The sequence below is a fragment of the Sphingobacterium corticibacter genome (genome assembly GCF_003076635.1).
Classification (GTDB): domain Bacteria; phylum Bacteroidota; class Bacteroidia; order Sphingobacteriales; family Sphingobacteriaceae; genus Sphingobacterium; species Sphingobacterium corticibacter.
Window position 1 is genome coordinate 1,177,019 of record NZ_QDKG01000001.1, and the last position, 18,162, is coordinate 1,195,180.

Genomic DNA, 18,162 nt, shown 5'->3' on the forward strand with positions numbered 1-18,162 from the left:
ACGAGCTATGTTTAGAAAACGGAATGTGTTTTGGATGCTTGCTTTTGCTGCTTTAGCGGTTGTACCCGCTAAAGCACAAGATGGAGCGATAAAATTGCTCCCCATCAAGCAGGTGCGGTTATTGGAAAGTCCATTTTTAAAAGCGCAATCACTGAACCGTGATTACTTGCTGGCTTTGGATGCCGATCGCTTGCTCGCGCCCTTTCTTCGCGAAGCAGGTTTGCCCGAAAAAGCATCCAGTTATACCAATTGGGAAAATTCTGGCCTAGATGGCCACACGGCTGGTCATTATCTATCTGGTTTGTCCCTATTATACGCCTCGACGGGCGACAAAGCCATACAGGCCAAACTGGAATATGTACTTTCAGAATTGCAACGCTGTCAAGATGCACTTGGCACCGGATACATTGGTGGCGTACCGGGCAGCACAGCGCTATGGCAAGAGATTAGCCAAGGCGATATTCGTGCGGGTAATTTTGATTTGAACGGCAAATGGGTGCCTTTGTATAACATCCACAAAACATTTGCTGGTCTGCGCGATGCGTATCAGGTAGCTGGTTATTCAGTAGCTAAAGATATGTTGGTCAAGATGACTGACTGGGCAGTGAACGTGACGGATGGACTGAGCGATGCGCAAATGCAAGATATGCTGCGTAGTGAGCATGGCGGACTCAATGAAGTATTTGCCGATGTCGCTTTTTGGAGCAAAAATCCAGCTCATGCCCGGTTAGCAAAGCGCTTTACACAAGATTCTTTTCTAAACCCTTTGTTAAGTAGACAAGATCTCTTGACAGGGATGCATGCCAATACACAAATTCCTAAAGTAATCGGCATCGAACGCATTGCCGAGTTAGAAAACCAAGATGCTTGGCACGATGGCGCGCAATTCTTTTGGGAAACCGTGGTGCACAATCGTAGCGTAGCGATTGGCGGGAATAGCACGTATGAGCATTTCCATCCTTCGGATGATTTTTCGAGCATGGTGACCAGTGTCGAAGGACCAGAAACCTGCAATACCTATAATATGCTCAAGCTGAGTGCACAATTGTTTCAGCGCACGGGCGATGTGCGCTACGTCGATTATTACGAGCGCGCTTTGTACAATCATATTTTGTCTTCACAACATCCGGAGCATGGCGGATTGGTCTATTTCACGCCGATGCGACCAGCACATTATCGTGTGTATTCGCAGCCGCAAACGAGCTTTTGGTGCTGCGTGGGTTCTGGATTAGAAAGCCATTCGAAATACGGCGAGTTCATCTACGCGGAGCAAGATCAAGCGCTATGGGTCAATCTATTTATTCCGTCGGTGCTGACTTGGGAAAAGATGGGCGTGCGCTTGGTGCAACAACATCAATTTCCGAGTACCGATACGATCAATTTTAAAATACACGCTGATAAAGCGAAAAAGTTTACCCTACATCTACGAAAGCCAAATTGGACAAAAGGGGAGCAGGTCTCCCTTTTTGTCAATGGCAAAAAGCATCAGATTCAGGAACGCAACAAAGGTTATCTCACCGTAGAACGCAAATGGAAAGAGGGCGATGAGATAAAATTAGTATTGCCGATGCGCGTAGAGCTGGAAACATTTCCGGACAACTCGCCTTATCTGGCTTTTAACTACGGCCCAGTAGTGCTGGCTGGCACGAGCGCTTCGCAAGATGACATCGTCGGATTGCTAGCGGATGATAGCCGCGGAGGTCATATTGCCAAAGGCAAACAGGTTTCTGCGACTGATATCCCGTTATTAGTCGGCGATAAAAATGACTTAGTGCAATCGGTCGATTTGATTTCGGCAAAAGACCTTCGCTTTGCACTACATGTGCAGAATGCAAAAGGGGAGTCGCAGACACAAGAACTAAAACCCTTTGCGCAAATTCACGATGCGCGCTATCAGATTTACTGGCCTTACGCCGAATCCCAGAACGAGGCAAAGAGTTACTTTGATCGCGTTAGCAACGCTTATCTGGAACGATTAGAAAAGCTCACGATCGATCAGGTGCGCGTGGGACAACAACAGCCTGAATCTGATCACGGCATACAATCTTCACAATCCACTACAGGGGCGCAGAATGGCACGCAGTGGCGTGAAGCCACTGGTTGGTTTAGCTATCAACTCCGTCAATCATCCGGCGAAGCCAAATTCTTATACGTTCAGTATTTTGCCGAAGGCGAATATGATTACAACATTTCTATCAATGAAGTGCAGATCGCGAAATTAACTGCCGATCAGAATGCTTCGGGCTTGCAGCAACAAACCATTGCCTTGCCAAAAGAGATACAAGCCAATGCAGATCTACTTATTCGTATAGAAGCTAATTCGGGCAACAAAACAGCAAAAATAACCAACATAAAACTACTCCGGAACAATCTATCTGATACGCCGGTCACAAATTTTTAATGATGAATAACAAAAGAAATTACTACAAAAACATTCGAAATAAAGCATTCGTTACGGCGGTCTGTTTGCTAGGTGCGTTTTCAATGGCATCTGCACAAGACGTAAGTCAGAAGGTCGTCAATCGATTTGTGGCAACAAGTAATCCCATTATCAAAGATAAATACACGGCAGATCCAGCGGCGCTGGTGAAAGGCGATACGCTGTGGTTGTATGCTGGTCAAGATTTGGCTGGCGGACAAACCAAGTATATAATGAAAAATTGGTTGGTGTATTCTACGACAGATATGAAAAACTGGACGGAATATGAAGTGCCATTGAAAATTACCGATTTCGCTTGGGCAAAAAGTGGAGATGCCTTTGCTGGCCATGTCACCGAGCGCGATGGTAAATATTATTGGTACATCAGTAGCAATTGGTCGGGCATTGGTGTGGCGGTATCCGATTCGCCGACAGGTCCTTTCAAAGATGCTTTGGGAAAACCTTTGTTGACGAACGACGATTGTTTTGCATCAAGCCATGCTTGGGCTTGTATTGATCCTGCGGTGCATATTGATGATGACGGACAAGCTTGGATATTTTGGGGCAACCGTGAATGCTATTATGCCAAGTTGAAAGATAATATGATCGAAATTGATGGAGAAATAAAGCAGATGAAATTTGATAAGCTGGATTTCACCGAAGCACCTTGGGTGCATAAGTACAAAAAGAAATATTACCTAACGTATGCCACTGGATTCCCGGAAAAGATCGCCTATGCCATGGGTGATCGCATGGAAGGACCTTATGAATACAAAGGCCTTCTAAATGAGATTGCCGGTAATAGCAATACCAATCACCAATCTATTGTTGAGTTTAAAGGCAAATGGTATTTTATCTACCACAATGGTGCGATACAGACGGATGGTAGTAGTTATAGTCGTTCCGTGTGTATTGATCGTCTGTATTTCAATAAAGATGGTACCATCAAACGCATTCAGATGACAACGGAAGGCATCAACTAATTTTAAAGATCAATATTTTATATAAATGAGAATTGTTATTACCCTAGTAGCCTACTTATGGAGCAGCTCCCTGTTGCTGGCGCAAGCTTATAAATCGGGACCTGTAGATAAAGATTATGTTGGCTATTTGTTTGCCTATTTCAAAGGAAATGCGGTCGAAGATGAGTCCGTTTGCTTCGCTGTCAGTACCGATGGTTACAATTATCGTGCGCTCAATGGCAATCAGCCCGTGTTGAGCTCGGCTGAGATTAGTTCTACCGGTGGTGTTCGCGATCCGCATATCTTGCGCGGTGAAGATGGAAAATCTTTCTACATGGTATTGACCGATATGACTTCGAGCAAGGGTTGGGATTCCAATCGCGGTATGATTTTGTTGAAGTCCGATAATTTGGTGGATTGGAAGCATAGCAAAATCCATATTCCGACACGTTTCACGGGGCATGAAGATTTGAAACGCGTGTGGGCACCGCAGACCATCTTTGATCCATCGGTCAATAAATACATGGTCTATTGGTCTATGCAGCATGGTAATGGACCAGATATCATTTATTACGCGTACGCGAATGCTGATTTTACCGATCTGGAAGCAGCACCTCAAAAACTGTTTGTTCCTAAAAACCAAAAATCCTGTATCGATGGCGACATCATTTTAAAGAATGGCTTGTACTACCTGTTTTACAAAACGGAAGGACATGGCAATGGTCTTCGCTTAGCGATGACCGATTCCTTGACTTCTGGAAAATGGATTGAACAACCAGGGTATAAGCAACAAACTACGGATGCGGTCGAAGGATCTAGCGTGTTCAAATTGAACCATTCGGACAAGTACATCTTGATGTACGATGTATATGGCAAGGGCAAATACCAATTCTGCGAGAGTGTAGATCTAGACCGGTTTAAAGTAATTGATGAAGATATCAGCATGGATTTTCACCCAAGACATGGTTCTATTATTCCATTATCTCGTGCAGAGTTAAAAGCAGTAACTGATCGTTGGGGAACGCCAGCAGGAATACAAGTGCCTGCAGCCAAAAACCCAGCGTTAGATGGTTATTATGCTGATCCAGATATTATCTATTCGCATAAAGACAAAAAATATTATCTATATCCTACCAGCGATGGATTTGATGGTTGGGGTGGTTATTATTTCAAAACATTCTCCTCGACAGATTTAAAAAACTGGAAAGATGAAGGCGTGATTTTAGACCTGAAAAAAGATGTTTCTTGGGCTGATCGTCATGCTTGGGCACCGACCATTATCGAGAAGAATAACAAAGGAAAATACCAGTATTACTACTACTTCACGGCAGCACAAAAGATCGGTGTAGCGGTTGCAGATAATCCACAAGGACCATTTCGCGATTCGGGAAAACCATTGGTGAATAGCAAACCAGAAGGTATAAACAACGGACAGGAAATCGATCCAGCGGTATTTTACGATCCCAAATCCAAGAAAAACTATTTGTTCTGGGGCAATGGTTATTTGGCTGTTGCGGAGTTGAACAAAGATATGATCTCGCTAAAACCGAATACGACCAAAGTGCTGACACCAACGGACGGTACATTTCGCGAAGGTGTATTTGTGATCTACCGCGAAGGAAAATACTATTTCTTATGGTCAGAAGATGATACCAGAAGTCCTAATTATCGTGTACGTTATGGTATTGCAGATTCACCAACATCACCTATTCAAATCCCAGCAAACAACCTGATCCTACAGAAGGACGAAGCGAAAGGCATTTATGGAACCGGACATAATTCCGTGATCCAAGTACCAGGCAAAGATGAGTGGTATATCGTGTACCATCGCTTCTCTTATCCTGACGGAATCAAGATGGGTGATGCGGCAGGTTTCCACCGCGAAGTGGCGATCGACGCTTTAAAGTTTGATGAGCAGGGTTTCATCTTGCCGATCATTCCTACGAACTAAACTTTTAATGACAAACACTATTTTTTAACAAACAACATGTACTCAAAATTAACCCGATTTTTTGTTGCTAATATCAGCGTTTGCTTCCTATTGTTGCATAGCGGCAATGAGGTAATGGCACAAGCCGACTTTGGTAATGCGACCAAACTCAATAAGGATTGGCAATTTAAACTAAGCGATCAGAGCGATGCGGCGACAGCAGAGAAATTAGATCGCTCTTGGCGTGGAGTTCAACTGCCACATGACTGGAGTGTACGGCAACCGCTTAGCCCGAGCTTGGCCAGCGCGACCGGCTATTTGCCAGGCGGCATTGGCTGGTATCGCAAGCAAGTATTCGTAGATGCCGACAAACAAGGTCAACAACTGTATATTTATTTTGAAGGCGTGTACAATCGTAGCGAAGTCTTTGTAAACGGACATTCTTTAGGCAAAAGACCGAATGGATATGTGTCCTTTATGTACGACCTGACGCCACATCTAAAATATGGTGCAGAGAATACGATCGCTGTACGCGTAGATCATACGCAAGATGCTGATTCGCGCTGGTACACCGGCTCCGGAATCTACCGCGACGTCTGGTTGGTGCAGGCAAACAAAGTGCATTTAGAGCCTTGGGGATTGTATGTGTATCCCGAAGTGACTAAAAACAAAGGTACCTTGAAGATTGAAACACCCGTACAAAATCATTCTGATCAAGCGGTGAATCTACAAGTAATGCATACGTTGGTAGATGGAGCTGGTAAAACGGTGATCAAAAAAACCACGAAATTAAACGTTCCGAAAAACGGTAAACAAACGATCAATAACGCTTTGGAAGTCCGCGATCCTGAATTGTGGAGTCTTGATAATCCTACTTTATACACTTTGCAGACGACTGTTACGCAAGATGGCAAAGTCGTCGATCAATCTAGCGTGCGTACGGGTTTCCGTACCTACACCTTCGACTCGAACAAAGGCTTTGCGCTCAACGGAACTTGGATGAAGGTAAAAGGCGTTTGTCTGCATCACGATGCCGGCGTTTTAGGCGCTGCGGTATATCCTGAAGTGTGGCGCAGAAGGTTGCTACAATTGAAATCGATGGGTGTAAATGCCATTCGTACCAGTCACAATCCACAAGCTAGCAGCCTATATGCTTTGTGTGACGAATTGGGTATGTTGGTGATGAACGAAGCTTTTGACGAATGGGAATTCCCTAAACGGAAGTGGTTGTCGGGTTGGAATGTCGGTACGCCAGGTTTTCAAGGCGCGTTTGATTATTTCAAAGAATGGGGCGACCGCGATCTAGCCGATATGGTACGTCGTGACCGTAATCATCTTTCGATTTTTGCTTGGAGTATCGGTAATGAAGTAGATTATCCGAATGATCCGTACTCACATCCAGTATTAGATGGTGGGCAAGGAGGAGGCTTCACGCAGCCTATTTTTGGTGGATACCGCAAAGATGCGCCCGATGCGATGCGATTGGGCGGTATTGCTGAGCGTTTGGCAGCCGTGGTGCGTGAGCACGACAAATCTCGGCCAGTTACTGCTGGATTAGCTGGCGTTGCGATGTCCAATGAAACGGCGTATCCAAGTGCGTTGGATATCGCTGGATACAATTACACCGAAAGTCGTTATCAAGAAGATCACACTAAATATCCTGAAAGAGTAATTTATGGTAGCGAAAACCGCCATGATTTCGGTGCTTGGAAAGCCGTAAGAGATCAAGAACATATTTTTGGTCAGTTCCTCTGGACAGGTATCGATTACTTAGGTGAATCTGGTCGCTGGCCTTCCCGCGGATTCTATTCGGGACTGTTGGATTTCGCTGGATCTATGAAACCGCGTGGATACTTCCGCGCTTCCTTGTGGTCTGATAAACCGATGGCTTATCTAGGAACTTATCCAGTACAAGGCGGCGGTGCTGCTACAGATACTTGGTCTCAGTTAGAAGCAGAGCAAGGACAAAAGCAAGATCAAGCACCTTCTATGGATGCTTGGCCGGTGTGGAATTATAGCGAAGGACAACAAATCCGTGTCGTGTCTTACAGTAATGCAGCCATAGTATATCTTACGCTAAATGGTCGTAAAGTTGGAGAAGAAAAAGCGGCGGATGACCGTCACGGTATCGTGTACTGGGATATTCCATATGCTGCGGGCACATTGACCGTGATTGGTTTGGATGAGTCTGGACGTGAAATCGCGAAGTACGATCTAAAAACAAGCAAAAGATCTTATGCCCTGAAAGTGGTAGAAGGAGCTAATCAAGCGGTGAATGCAGATGGCGGCCTAGCACAGATCAGTCTTCAAATCGTAGATCAAGATGGCGTGGTCGTTCCAACGGCAGATGATGAGATTACCTGTCAAATTGTAGGATCGGGTACTTTATTGGGTATGGAAGCAGGAAATAATAGCGATATGTCGGATTATACAGACAATCAACAGCGTGCTTTCAAGGGTAAAATGATGGTGTATGTACGTGCAGATGGCAAGCCATCGGAAGAGATTCGAGTGCGACTAACGGCACCTTGGTTACAAGCTGCCGAAGTAAAGATACCACTTAAATAAAATGAGATAAAGTATTTGGGAAAGGTGAATGTAAAAAGTTCACCTTTTCTTTTCATAAAATATAGGAGATATATGAACTGGAAGAGAATGATAGCTATTGTAGCTGCCGCAATGATTTTCGCGGGTTGCACCAGTAAAAAATACGCGATTGACCAAGTCGATAAACAGGATGTCTTAGCCTCGATTAGTTTGGTGAACTCGCACTGGCAGCAGAATAACAAACCGCAGAATTGGGCTTTCTGGGATGAGGCGGCGTACCATACCGGTAATATGGCGGCCTACGAAGTCACGAAAGATTCCGCTTTTCTAAATTATAGTTTGATCTGGGCGAAGTCCAATGATTGGAAAGGTGCTAAATCTGACAATAAAGAAGATTGGAAATATAGTTATGGAGAAAGCGATGATTACGTTTTATTTGGCGATTGGCAGATCTGTTTTCAGACGTATATCGATCTTTATCGTATCGATAAAGATGAGAATCGTATTCGTCGCGCCAAAGAAGTGATGGAATACCAAATGTCGACCTCAGCAGACGATTATTGGTGGTGGGCAGATGGTTTGTATATGGTGATGCCGGTAATGACAAAGTTGTACCAAGTCACGGAAAACCCCTTGTACCTAGAGAAATTGTACACCTATTTCCGCTATGCGGATAGTCTGATGTTTGATCAGGAAGCGCATTTGTATTATCGGGATGGCAAATACCTTTACCCAAAGCACAAGAGTGCCAATGGAAAGCGTGATTTCTGGGCGCGGGGAGATGGATGGGTTTTGGCCGGATTGGCCAAAGTACTCGCTGATCTCCCAAAAGAATACGAGCATCGTGCATTCTTCGAGCAACGTTTTACCCAATTAGCGGCGGCAGTCGCGGAAGCACAACAATCAGAAGGTTATTGGACACGTAGTTTGCTTGATCCTGAGCACGCTCCTGGTCCTGAAACCAGCGGTACGGCTTTCTTTACTTATGGTTTGCTTTGGGGCGTGAACAATGGTTATCTGAACGCAGCAGAATACCTGCCTGTGATCGATCGCTCGTGGCGCTATTTACAAGATGTAGCATTGCAAGCTGATGGTTCGGTGGGATATGTGCAACCGATTGGAGAAAAAGCGATTCCTGGGCAAGTGGTAGACCAAAATTCTACGACTAACTTCGGCGTTGGCGCTTACTTGCTGGCTGCGACCGAATTGTATAAATATTTAAGTAAATAGGCTTGGTTATGAGGATGCATATCGCGGTATTAGTAGGGTTTCTTGGGGTGATTGCTTTTGCATCTTTCGCTCAAGATAAGAGCAATGTTGACAGAGCTTTCTGGTTGGCGGAGATGGACAAAATGGCGCGTCCAGTGATTCGCAGCTTAGCGCACGATAGCTTACGCATCGCGATGCCGCAGGTCACTTCCAAAAATGTAGATAACCGCGAACACCGCATTCAGGTGCAATACTTGGAAGTATTTGGAAGGGTGCTTTCTGGTATAGCGCCTTGGTTGCAGCTAGAAGGAGGGGACGAAGAAGAACAAGCGCTACGCAATCAATACCGTACTTGGGTGATCCAAGGATTTGAAAATGCGCTAGATTCGAATGCGCGTGATTTTATGCGTTTTGATGTGGGCGGTCAGCAATTGGTGGATGCCTCTTTCTTAGCACTTGGTGTGATCCGTGGGCCTTGGATTTGGGAAAATCTATCCAGCGATTCACAAACAAAGTTGGTCGAGTCCATCCGTACCACACGCCGTTTTTTACCAGTTTATTCCAATTGGTTGTTGTTTTCGGCCGTCAATGAAGCTTTCCTTGCTAAGTATTCCGACTCTTGGGATGTGATGCGGGTGGACTACGCATTACGCCAGTTTGAACAGTGGTATGTAGGCGATAGCATGTATAAAGATGGGGAGCATTTCGCTTTTGATTATTACAATAGCTATGTTATCCATCCTTATTTAGGTGCGCTGGTAGACGTGATCGGTACGAAAACCAGCACGTACAATCGGATGTTTGAGGAGATCAAAAAGCGCAACCAACGTTATGCCGAGATTCAAGAACGCTTGATTCATACCGATGGAACGTATCCAGCATCTGGCCGGTCTGTAATCTATCGCGGCGCTGCATTTCATCATTTAGCGGATATGGCCTTCAAGGATCGCTTGCCTGCAAGTTTGCCTGCCGCACAGGTGCGCAGCGCCTTGACAGCGGTATTGCGCAAAACCACGGAAAGCCCTTCTACCTACAAGAATGGCTGGTTAACCATCGGCTTGTACGGCACACAGGAAAGTTTAGGCGATTTTTATAATAATCAAGGCAGTCCGTATTTAGCAGCAACGCTTTTTCTTCCTTTAGGTTTACCGGAAAGCCATGCATTCTGGTCAGATCCCGCAAAACCGTGGACTGCGCAACAAATCTGGTCTGGCCAACAAGCGGCAAAAGATCATAGTGTGCATTAAAGATCCGAATCTAAGTCCGTTTTAATATTTGAAACCTCGTCTTTGCGAAGGCGAGGCACGAGGCTGTGGCAATCTAAGGTCATATTTTTTTAGGTATCCACTTTCTTAACCTTATCCACTTTTTCAATTTTAATAACCCTCTCAACTTTTTCAACCCTCTCAACTTTATTAATCCCAAACAAGTTCACATTGTCTTACCACCGCGCGATGACGCCATGCTGCAAGCAATTGAATGTTATTTCCTAAGTTTGCAGCTCGAAAAACAGCGGAGAAAGAGATGCAGCGATTACAACTAAAACAGCAAGTGCTGAAGAAAGAAGATGTTGAAATATCGTTTCGGGTATTTGATTTGGATAGCAAACAGCTGAATGATTACCTACAGCCGCACCAGAAGGATTTTTTTTGCATTTTTCTAGTAGAAGAAGGCGAACTTAAACTGCACATAGAAGACAGAATATTGACGCTACATAGCGGACAAATTTCTGTCATATTTCCCAATCAGGTACACTTTGTGCAAAGCCGCTCTACGTCACTTTCCGGGAAAATCATTTTATTTGAAGAGGTGTTATTTTGTTCAGATATTCTTAAAAACGAATTGAGTCCATACAATGTCAACTTGACTACGCAGCTGAGCAATGTGTTTTTATTAAAAGCTGAATTTGATGAAGCGGTGCACCTTATAGCGTTGATTCAGCGTATTTATGAGAATCCAAGTTTGGTGCGAAAAGAACAGGCACGTTTTTACATCAAGATATTTTTGCTCAAGCTGATCGAATCAGTGCACGGTCAACATCCGGTTTTGGGCAAGAAAACGCCAGATCAACTGCTGTATGTCGAGTTCAAGCGATTGCTCAATGAAAACTATAAAGAGGAGCGAAGCGTGCGCTATTATGCGGATCGGCTGGCGATCACACCGAAAAAACTCAATCTCATCACCAAAAAACATTGTAAAGAGACGGCGATCAATGCTATCCATAATCGCATACTGACCGAGATCAAAAGGCAATTTATGTTTGCACACATTAGCCACAAAGAAATCGCTTTGGATCTGGGATTCAACTCGCCGGCGGCCTTCAACAAGTTTGTAAAAGCTAAGCTCAACGAAACGCCCACGCAGCTACAACAAGAGCTGGCGCAAATGTATAACACATAGTCCCGTCTGGGTAACATCGTAGGCCTGTAGCTGATCTATCTTTGATGCATCAAAACTAAAGATAGAGAAATGAGTAAATTATTTATTGCAGGCGAGGTATTTCATGGTGCTGGAAGTTTAGCAGAATTGAAAAACCTTCAAGGTAAAAAAGCATTCATCGTAACCGGTGGTAATTCTATGCGCAAAAGTGGCACATTGGATAAAACAGTCGCTTTCCTAAACGAAGCAGGCTTAGAAACTTTCATATTTGATGGTGTAGAGGAAGATCCTTCATCAGCTACCAGTTTTAAAGGAGCTGCCGCAATGCGTGAATTCCAACCAGATTGGATCATTGGATTAGGTGGTTGTTCGGCTATAGACGCAGCCAAAATGATGTGGGTGTTTTATGAATACCCTGATTTGGATTTCGATTCTTTATTGAAGCCATTTAGTGTTCCTGTTTTAAGAAATAAAGCGAAGTTCGTTGCCATCCCTTCCACAAGCGGAACCGGTACAGAAACAACAGGTTTGGCAGTAATCACTGATCGAGAGAAAGGCGTTAAATATCCGATCGTGTCTTATGAATTGACGCCTGACATCGCGATCGTAGACGGCGAAGTATGTGCTTCGATGCCTGCTCACATTACGGCCAACACCGGTCTAGATGCCTTGACACACTGCGTAGAAGCATATGTGTCCAATATCGACGACAACTATGCTGACGTATTAGCAAAAGGTGGATTAGAAATCGTTTTTAATAACCTGAAGGAAGCTGTTGCTAATCCAACGAATATCACCGCCCGTCAGAACATGCACGATGCATCTTTCATGGCTGGTTTAGCATTCAACAATGCGTGGTTGGGTATAGTACACTCGCTTTCGCATCAAGTTGGCGCTTTGTATGGTATTCCTCATGGTGCCGCCAACGCGATTTTCTTGCCCAATGTTATCCGTTTTAATGCCAAAGTTTCCAAGCGCTTTCCAGAATTAGCGAAAGTAATTGGTAAAGAAACTGCCGAAGAATTGGCACAAGCCATTGAAGGCTTACGCGCTGATGTCAAGAATATCTCTTCGCTCAAAGAGTTTGGTATCTCTAAAGAAGATTGGGAGAAAAATATTGATTACATCACACAAAATGCTTTGGTAGATCCGTGTACCGGTTTTAATCCTCGCGTTCCAGTTTTACAAGATTTAAAAGATATTTACAATGCCTGCTACGAGGGCGTTGTATACGAGGGCTAATTCTGGCTCTCGGCTTTTGAAAGTCATTTTAAGCGGCATGCATTTTTGAATGCATGCCGCTATTGTTTACTGTATCTCACTATTTAGGTGGTTGTATATACTGTATTATGCACGACAGGGTATCATAGGCGTGAGGATGATTCTCCGTTAGTCCCAATTTCCGACTCAAACAAAACACCAACCACTCGAATTTTCCCAAAAAATGTTAAAAACACGCTGATATCGTCAGCCGAAGAAAACAAATCATAAAATACGTCGTTGTTATGGCAGTACTTCACAGGACTAAACCTCTACCGTGCTTCTACCAAACGAGAACAACTACATATCTACTATACCAGCTATCGGCGATACGCCTATCAGACGGTGTGATTTTTTGTCGAATATTTATAAAACTAATATTCTTATTAAAGAAGAGTTTCATAACCCGGGCATGTCGTCCAAAGATCGTCCGGCATTGTTCATGATTCAGGATGCGATCCAAAGACAACGTATACAATCCGGTGGTACATTTGTCGAAGCCAGTAGCGGAAATACAGGATTAGGCGTTACGATGATTGCACGTAGGCTGGGGTATAAGGCGAAGATATTTGTATCTAAGAGCTGCTCGCAAGAGAAAATCAACAAGCTGGAAGAGGCTGGTGCATCTATTGAGATTTGCGATAATTCCAATGGTTTACAAGATTTTCAGTCGACGCAGTTTCGGGCGCAGTCTTTCGCTGCCAAAGAGGAAAATGCGTTCTTCACCAATCAATACTATAATACGCAAAATATTCGCGCGCACTACAAAACTACAGGGCCTGAGATTTGGGAACAGACCAGTAATAAGATTACCCATTTTCTGTGTGGTGTAGGTACGGGAGGTACGATTTCTGGCGTAGGCCGATTCCTGAAAGAGCAGCGTGAGGACATTCATATCTGGGGAATAGAGCCGAAGGGTTCCATCTTGCAACATTATTTAGCGCATCGCACGGCTCCCGAGAATATTCAACCTTTCGAGGCAATCGAGGGAATAGGAAGAAATTTTGTGCCAGGCTCTTTCGATCCGCAACCCATTGATCACATATTTCAAGTAGGGAAAGAACCATCAAAAAGAGCTGCACTGTGGTACTACCAAAATACAGATATCCAATGCGGGTTTTCTAGTGCTGCGGTTTTAGCCAGTCTGCACAAGTATAGTCATATAATGCAATTTAATCCTGAAGACCAAGTGCTATTGTTTTTTCCGGATCACGGTAGTCGTTATATCAGCAAATTGTATTCGAAACCTGTGGATGAAGAAGTTATCAATGCAATAAATATCGATGGATAATCAGTTATTTAACGATTTCCTTATACCGATCTCTTGGCCAGATCAAACGGCACGTGGTGACGAAAAGTGGATGGCTTTTTTCGCACGTATTGGTATAGTCAAAAATTTGAATTTTAGAGTCGGTCACGCTGCTATATTACTCATAGAGCGAGAAAGTGGACAGATCAAATATTATGATTTTGGGCGGTATTTAGTGCCTCGCGGTTATGGTCGCGCGCGGTCTGCTCGATTCGACCCTAGGTTGGTTATCGAGACAAAAGCGGCATTTGACCGAGGTGGTGATATTTGCAATTTGCAGGAGATCTTGGACGAACTCCATGCGAAAGAAGAAGCGACGCATGGCGGTGGCAGAACGTTGTTTTCAATTTGCCGAGGTGTTTCTTACCAGCAAGCGGAAGCTTATGCGGACGAACTCGTCGCACAAGGGCCTATTCTTTACGGAGCATTGGCCAAAAAAAACAATAGCTGTTCTAGATTTGTTGCTCAAGTACTGACCGCAGCTATGCCAACGTACGATACACGTCGTCGAAAAATACTATATCCCGAATCGCTGAAGGCGAGTCCGACCAGCAATGTCGTAAATGCCGCAGTGATTGATGATATATTTTGCTATTTTGAGAGAAAGATCACCGCTATGCCCATGCATAGAATAGCATCACTACGCTTCCAAGTCGGATTGTTAAAAGATAATTTTAGTCGGAGCGGAGCTGAAAAGTTGGGTTGCGACCAAGTGCCCGGAATGATGCAATATGTTGAACGTCCATTATCCGTTCCTATTAATGCGCAATGGATTGGTGGGATTGGAGAAGGTGCTTGGTTTACCTTGGCACTAGTAGAAAATTCCACTTATCAAGTAAAGCGTTATGACGCAGACGGCATTTTGCTGTACGAACAAATTATGGCGAGTGATGATGATTTTTCGCCAAGTGAAGATTTTGAATTTACACACCATTTTTCGTTCGAGAAGCATTATATAACACAGAGAGGAAAGCAATTCGTATTGCAAGCAATTGATTTCGAGCAAGATTTTTTACACCAGAAAAATAGTGAACAAGCAATAATATAATATAACATGGAGTTAACACTTTTAAAAGCAAAAATTCATACCGTCAAAGTTACCGAAGCCAATGTGGCATACAATGGTTCTATAACCATTGATGCAGATCTTTTGGATGCGGCCGGCATCAAGAAGTACGAACAAGTATATATCAACAACGCGATCAATGGCAGTCGGATCATGACCTATGTATTGCCAGGAAAACGCGGCAGTGGCGAAGTGTGCATGAATGGTGGCGCTGCGCTGCATGCCAAGGTCGGCGATACCGTACACATCTTATCTTTCATCAATCTATCTCCAGAAGAAGCAGACGAATATCAACCTACTTTGGTCTTTACCGAAGGGGAAAATAAGATTAAATCGGTAGAGAAATACGACTATTGATACCGCGATTCCTTAAGTAAAGCGTATTGTTATTGTGCTCGTCAAAATGAATCTTGACGAGCACTTTTTGCGATACAGCGATTGGCAGATTATTCATTGGTAGCAGGCGAAAATACGATTATAGTGTGCAGTAAGCATGTAACAAATATGCACGAATAGTTGTATATTGAAGTCTATGAAAATCGCTGTCATACTTCTTGCTTTTTGCCTGCTACAATTTACGGTACGTGCTCAGGTTACATCTTTTGTAATCGATGAAGCACAATTGGATCAATCTTTAAAAGAGACTTTAGAAGCTATTTACCAATCTGATCAATCGGTCCGAATGGAGATAGGGCAAGCTAAGGTAGCAGGAAAATCTGATGCTTATTTAGATAGCTTGCAGCAAGTCGTTGCTGAAACGGATCAAACAAATTTACACGTTATAAAAGAGATCATAAAGAAGCATGGTTGGGTAAGTCCATCGCAGGTAGGGATACAAGGTGCACAAGGATTATTTCTGGTCATCCAGCATGCTGATTTGGAAACACAAGAAACCTATCTTCCGATGATTTTAGAAGCAGAAAAGCAAGGGGATATTTTGTCAAGTAATGTGGCCATTTTATTAGATCGGATCGCTATGCGCCAGGGCAAAAAACAAAAATATGGATCTCAAGGATTTAGAGATAAGGAATCTGGCCAAGCCTATATTTATCCGATTGAAGATTTGGACAATCTCGAAGCGCATCGCAAATCTATGGGATTGCCGCCTATGAAAGACTATGTGAGTGGTTGGGATATAGAAAAATATAAAGCTGAACTTCCGAAGATAGAGGAGATGGTGCGATTGCAAAGCGTCAAGTAAGATTATTTATGGAGGATTTATTCCAATAAAACAAAAGGAAGGATTGCAAAAGTCCTTCCTTTTGTTTTGTAACGGTTGATCATCAGAATCAATTTCTTTTGCCGAATCTACCCCCTTTAATTGGTTGAGATCACCCATTGTGTACAAATAGAAGTTTTGCATATTTGTTTATTCTAGTAGCACGCGTTGCTGGTCTTTGCCTCAACGCGTGTGATATGACTAACGAATTTTACGATATCCTCGTAAGGAAATCGTAAAACATAACCAAAAAACTATTAAACGATGATCAAGACAAATTCTAGGCTATTCCTGTTCTTTTTGCTACTGGTTTTAACGGGAAATTGCGCGTTTGCACAACAAAAGAAAACGATCGTTACACTGCAAGCACCTTCTAATACAACAATTAACAAGCACATTTACGGTCACTTTGCCGAGCATTTAGGACGTTGTGTATACGGAGGTTTTTATGTAGGAGAAGATAACGAACGTATTCCAAATACAGCAGGTGTGCGTAATGATGTGGTGGCTGCGTTGAAAGAGTTACAGATACCTAACCTTCGCTGGCCAGGAGGATGTTTTGCTGATACCTATCATTGGAAAGACGGCATTGGTCCGAAGCCAGGTCGTCCAACGATTGTCAATAGCTGGTGGGGCGGCGTCACGGAAGATAATAGCTTTGGCACACACGATTTTCTCAACATGTGCGAGCTATTGGAGACTGAGCCATATCTAGCAGGAAATGTCGGAAGCGGTGAAGTCCAAGAACTAGCAGACTGGGTACAATATGTGAATCACGCAGGCGAAAGTCCGATGGCAGATCTAAGACGCACGAATGGTCGTGAAGAACCTTGGAAAGTGAAGTTTTGGGGCGTTGGTAATGAAGCTTGGGGTTGCGGTGGCAATATGACGGCATCCTATTATTCGGATGTATACCGCAAGTACGCTACTTTCATGTCTGACTGGACCAATACTGGTGGCTTGTTTCGTATTGCTTCTGGTGCAAACGTAGATGATTATGAGTGGACAGAAACGCTCATGAAAAATATAAAACATAATCTGGTAGAAGGTTTAGCCTTGCATCATTATGCCAACGTAGAATGGAATAGCAAAGGTCCCGCAACAGGATATTCGGATACACAATATTTCAAGACCATGCAATCAGCTTGGAAAATGGATGAATTGGTGCGCAAGCATTCTGCTATCATGGATAAATACGATCCAAAAAAACGCATTGCTTTAGTCGTAGACGAGTGGGGTGGATGGTACGAAGTAGAAGAAGGGACTAATCCTGGTTTCTTGTATCAGCAGAATACCATGCGCGATGCGATGATTGCTGGGCTCACGCTAAATGTATTTAACAATCATGCGGAACGTGTCCGGATGGCCAATCTGGCGCAGACGATTAATGTTTTGCAAGCGGTAATCCTTACGAAAGACGAACAAATGATTTTGACGCCAACCTACCACGTGATGGAAATGTACAAGGTGCATCAAGATGCACAATTGATTCCGCTCAGTGTTGAAAGTGCCTTGTATACATTTGAAGGGGAGACATTGCCAGCAGTACATACTTCTGCCTCGGTAGGCAAGGACGGAAAAACGCATATTAGTATCGTTAACATTGATGCGAAACAAACGCATCAGGTGGATTTGAATCTAGGTAAATCTTACAAAAATCTTTCGGGAAGAATTTTGAAATCAGCTTCGCTGAACGATCACAATACTTTTGAAAAACCTGATGCTATAAAACCTGAATCATTTAAAGGTTTCAAACAAAATGCAAATCAATTAGCTGTCGAATTACCACCGTTTTCGGTGGTGGTACTCACACTGGACTAAGGTACGATCCGTGCTATATCTATAATAATGTTTCTTCACAA

13 protein-coding genes are annotated in these 18,162 nt (G+C 43.7%); all 13 read left to right on the forward strand.

The genetic code is table 11. From position 1 onward, the window contains the following. Nucleotides 1–7: 7 nt before the first annotated feature. Nucleotides 8–2,401, forward strand: coding sequence for a glycoside hydrolase family 127 protein (locus DC487_RS05000; RefSeq protein ID WP_116774807.1), 2,394 nt, complete (start codon nucleotides 8–10; stop codon nucleotides 2,399–2,401). Further along, nucleotides 2,401–3,402, forward strand: a complete 1,002-nt coding sequence (locus DC487_RS05005; RefSeq protein ID WP_116774808.1) for a glycoside hydrolase family 43 protein — start codon at nucleotides 2,401–2,403, stop codon at nucleotides 3,400–3,402. Before DC487_RS05000 ends, DC487_RS05005 begins: the two co-directional genes overlap by 1 nt. A gap of 25 nt (nucleotides 3,403–3,427) precedes the next feature. Next, the gene (locus DC487_RS05010; protein WP_116774809.1) at nucleotides 3,428–5,332 is read left to right on the forward strand and encodes a family 43 glycosylhydrolase; all 1,905 of its coding nucleotides are present in this window, start codon (nucleotides 3,428–3,430) and stop codon (nucleotides 5,330–5,332) included. Nucleotides 5,333–5,368: 36 nt separating this feature from the next. Beyond that, nucleotides 5,369–7,879, forward strand: coding sequence for a sugar-binding domain-containing protein (locus tag DC487_RS05015; protein ID WP_116774810.1), 2,511 nt, complete (start codon nucleotides 5,369–5,371; stop codon nucleotides 7,877–7,879). A 72-nt stretch (nucleotides 7,880–7,951) separates the two neighbouring features. Continuing rightward, complete coding sequence (locus DC487_RS05020; protein ID WP_116774811.1) at nucleotides 7,952–9,088, forward strand: glycoside hydrolase family 88/105 protein; 1,137 nt, start codon at nucleotides 7,952–7,954, stop codon at nucleotides 9,086–9,088. Between the two features lie 8 nt (nucleotides 9,089–9,096). After that, entirely contained in the window at nucleotides 9,097–10,314 is a 1,218-nt protein-coding gene (locus tag DC487_RS05025; RefSeq protein WP_116774812.1) for a DUF2264 domain-containing protein, read from the forward strand. Between the two features lie 232 nt (nucleotides 10,315–10,546). After that, a complete protein-coding gene (locus DC487_RS05030; protein ID WP_207774308.1) occupies nucleotides 10,547–11,467 on the forward strand; it encodes a helix-turn-helix domain-containing protein in 921 nt (306 codons plus the stop codon). Between the two features lie 69 nt (nucleotides 11,468–11,536). After that, nucleotides 11,537–12,688: an iron-containing alcohol dehydrogenase gene (locus DC487_RS05035; RefSeq protein WP_116774813.1), complete on the forward strand. Its 1,152-nt coding sequence runs from the start codon at nucleotides 11,537–11,539 to the stop codon at nucleotides 12,686–12,688. Between the two features lie 295 nt (nucleotides 12,689–12,983). Then, complete coding sequence (locus tag DC487_RS05040; protein WP_116774814.1) at nucleotides 12,984–13,997, forward strand: PLP-dependent cysteine synthase family protein; 1,014 nt, start codon at nucleotides 12,984–12,986, stop codon at nucleotides 13,995–13,997. Beyond that, a complete protein-coding gene (locus DC487_RS05045) occupies nucleotides 13,990–15,063 on the forward strand; it encodes a DUF6695 family protein (protein ID WP_116774815.1) in 1,074 nt (357 codons plus the stop codon). Before DC487_RS05040 ends, DC487_RS05045 begins: the two co-directional genes overlap by 8 nt. A gap of 6 nt (nucleotides 15,064–15,069) precedes the next feature. Further along, nucleotides 15,070–15,438 carry an aspartate 1-decarboxylase gene (gene panD / locus DC487_RS05050; protein WP_116774816.1) on the forward strand — a complete coding sequence of 123 codons (369 nt, stop codon included), beginning with the start codon at nucleotides 15,070–15,072 and terminating at the stop codon, nucleotides 15,436–15,438. Nucleotides 15,439–15,613: 175 nt separating this feature from the next. Further along, nucleotides 15,614–16,282 carry a DUF6624 domain-containing protein gene (locus DC487_RS05055; protein WP_116774817.1) on the forward strand — a complete coding sequence of 223 codons (669 nt, stop codon included), beginning with the start codon at nucleotides 15,614–15,616 and terminating at the stop codon, nucleotides 16,280–16,282. A gap of 282 nt (nucleotides 16,283–16,564) precedes the next feature. Further along, nucleotides 16,565–18,121, forward strand: coding sequence for an alpha-N-arabinofuranosidase (locus tag DC487_RS05060; RefSeq protein ID WP_116774818.1), 1,557 nt, complete (start codon nucleotides 16,565–16,567; stop codon nucleotides 18,119–18,121). Nucleotides 18,122–18,162: the final 41 nt, after the last annotated feature.

Excerpts from the sequence above, each read along its gene's own strand:
- DC487_RS05000 (WP_116774807.1), top strand. The coding sequence starts at position 8 with ATGTTTAGAAAACGGAATGTGTTTTGGATGCTTGCTTTTGCTGCTTTA.
- DC487_RS05005 (WP_116774808.1), top strand. The coding sequence starts at position 2,401 with ATGATGAATAACAAAAGAAATTACTACAAAAACATTCGAAATAAAGCA.
- DC487_RS05010 (WP_116774809.1), top strand. The coding sequence starts at position 3,428 with ATGAGAATTGTTATTACCCTAGTAGCCTACTTATGGAGCAGCTCCCTG.
- DC487_RS05015 (WP_116774810.1), top strand. The coding sequence starts at position 5,369 with ATGTACTCAAAATTAACCCGATTTTTTGTTGCTAATATCAGCGTTTGC.
- DC487_RS05020 (WP_116774811.1), top strand. The coding sequence starts at position 7,952 with ATGAACTGGAAGAGAATGATAGCTATTGTAGCTGCCGCAATGATTTTC.
- DC487_RS05025 (WP_116774812.1), top strand. The coding sequence starts at position 9,097 with ATGAGGATGCATATCGCGGTATTAGTAGGGTTTCTTGGGGTGATTGCT.
- DC487_RS05030 (WP_207774308.1), top strand. The coding sequence starts at position 10,547 with ATGTTATTTCCTAAGTTTGCAGCTCGAAAAACAGCGGAGAAAGAGATG.
- DC487_RS05035 (WP_116774813.1), top strand. The coding sequence starts at position 11,537 with ATGAGTAAATTATTTATTGCAGGCGAGGTATTTCATGGTGCTGGAAGT.
- DC487_RS05045 (WP_116774815.1), top strand. The coding sequence starts at position 13,990 with ATGGATAATCAGTTATTTAACGATTTCCTTATACCGATCTCTTGGCCA.
- panD (WP_116774816.1), top strand. The coding sequence starts at position 15,070 with ATGGAGTTAACACTTTTAAAAGCAAAAATTCATACCGTCAAAGTTACC.
- DC487_RS05055 (WP_116774817.1), top strand. The coding sequence starts at position 15,614 with ATGAAAATCGCTGTCATACTTCTTGCTTTTTGCCTGCTACAATTTACG.
- DC487_RS05060 (WP_116774818.1), top strand. The coding sequence starts at position 16,565 with ATGATCAAGACAAATTCTAGGCTATTCCTGTTCTTTTTGCTACTGGTT.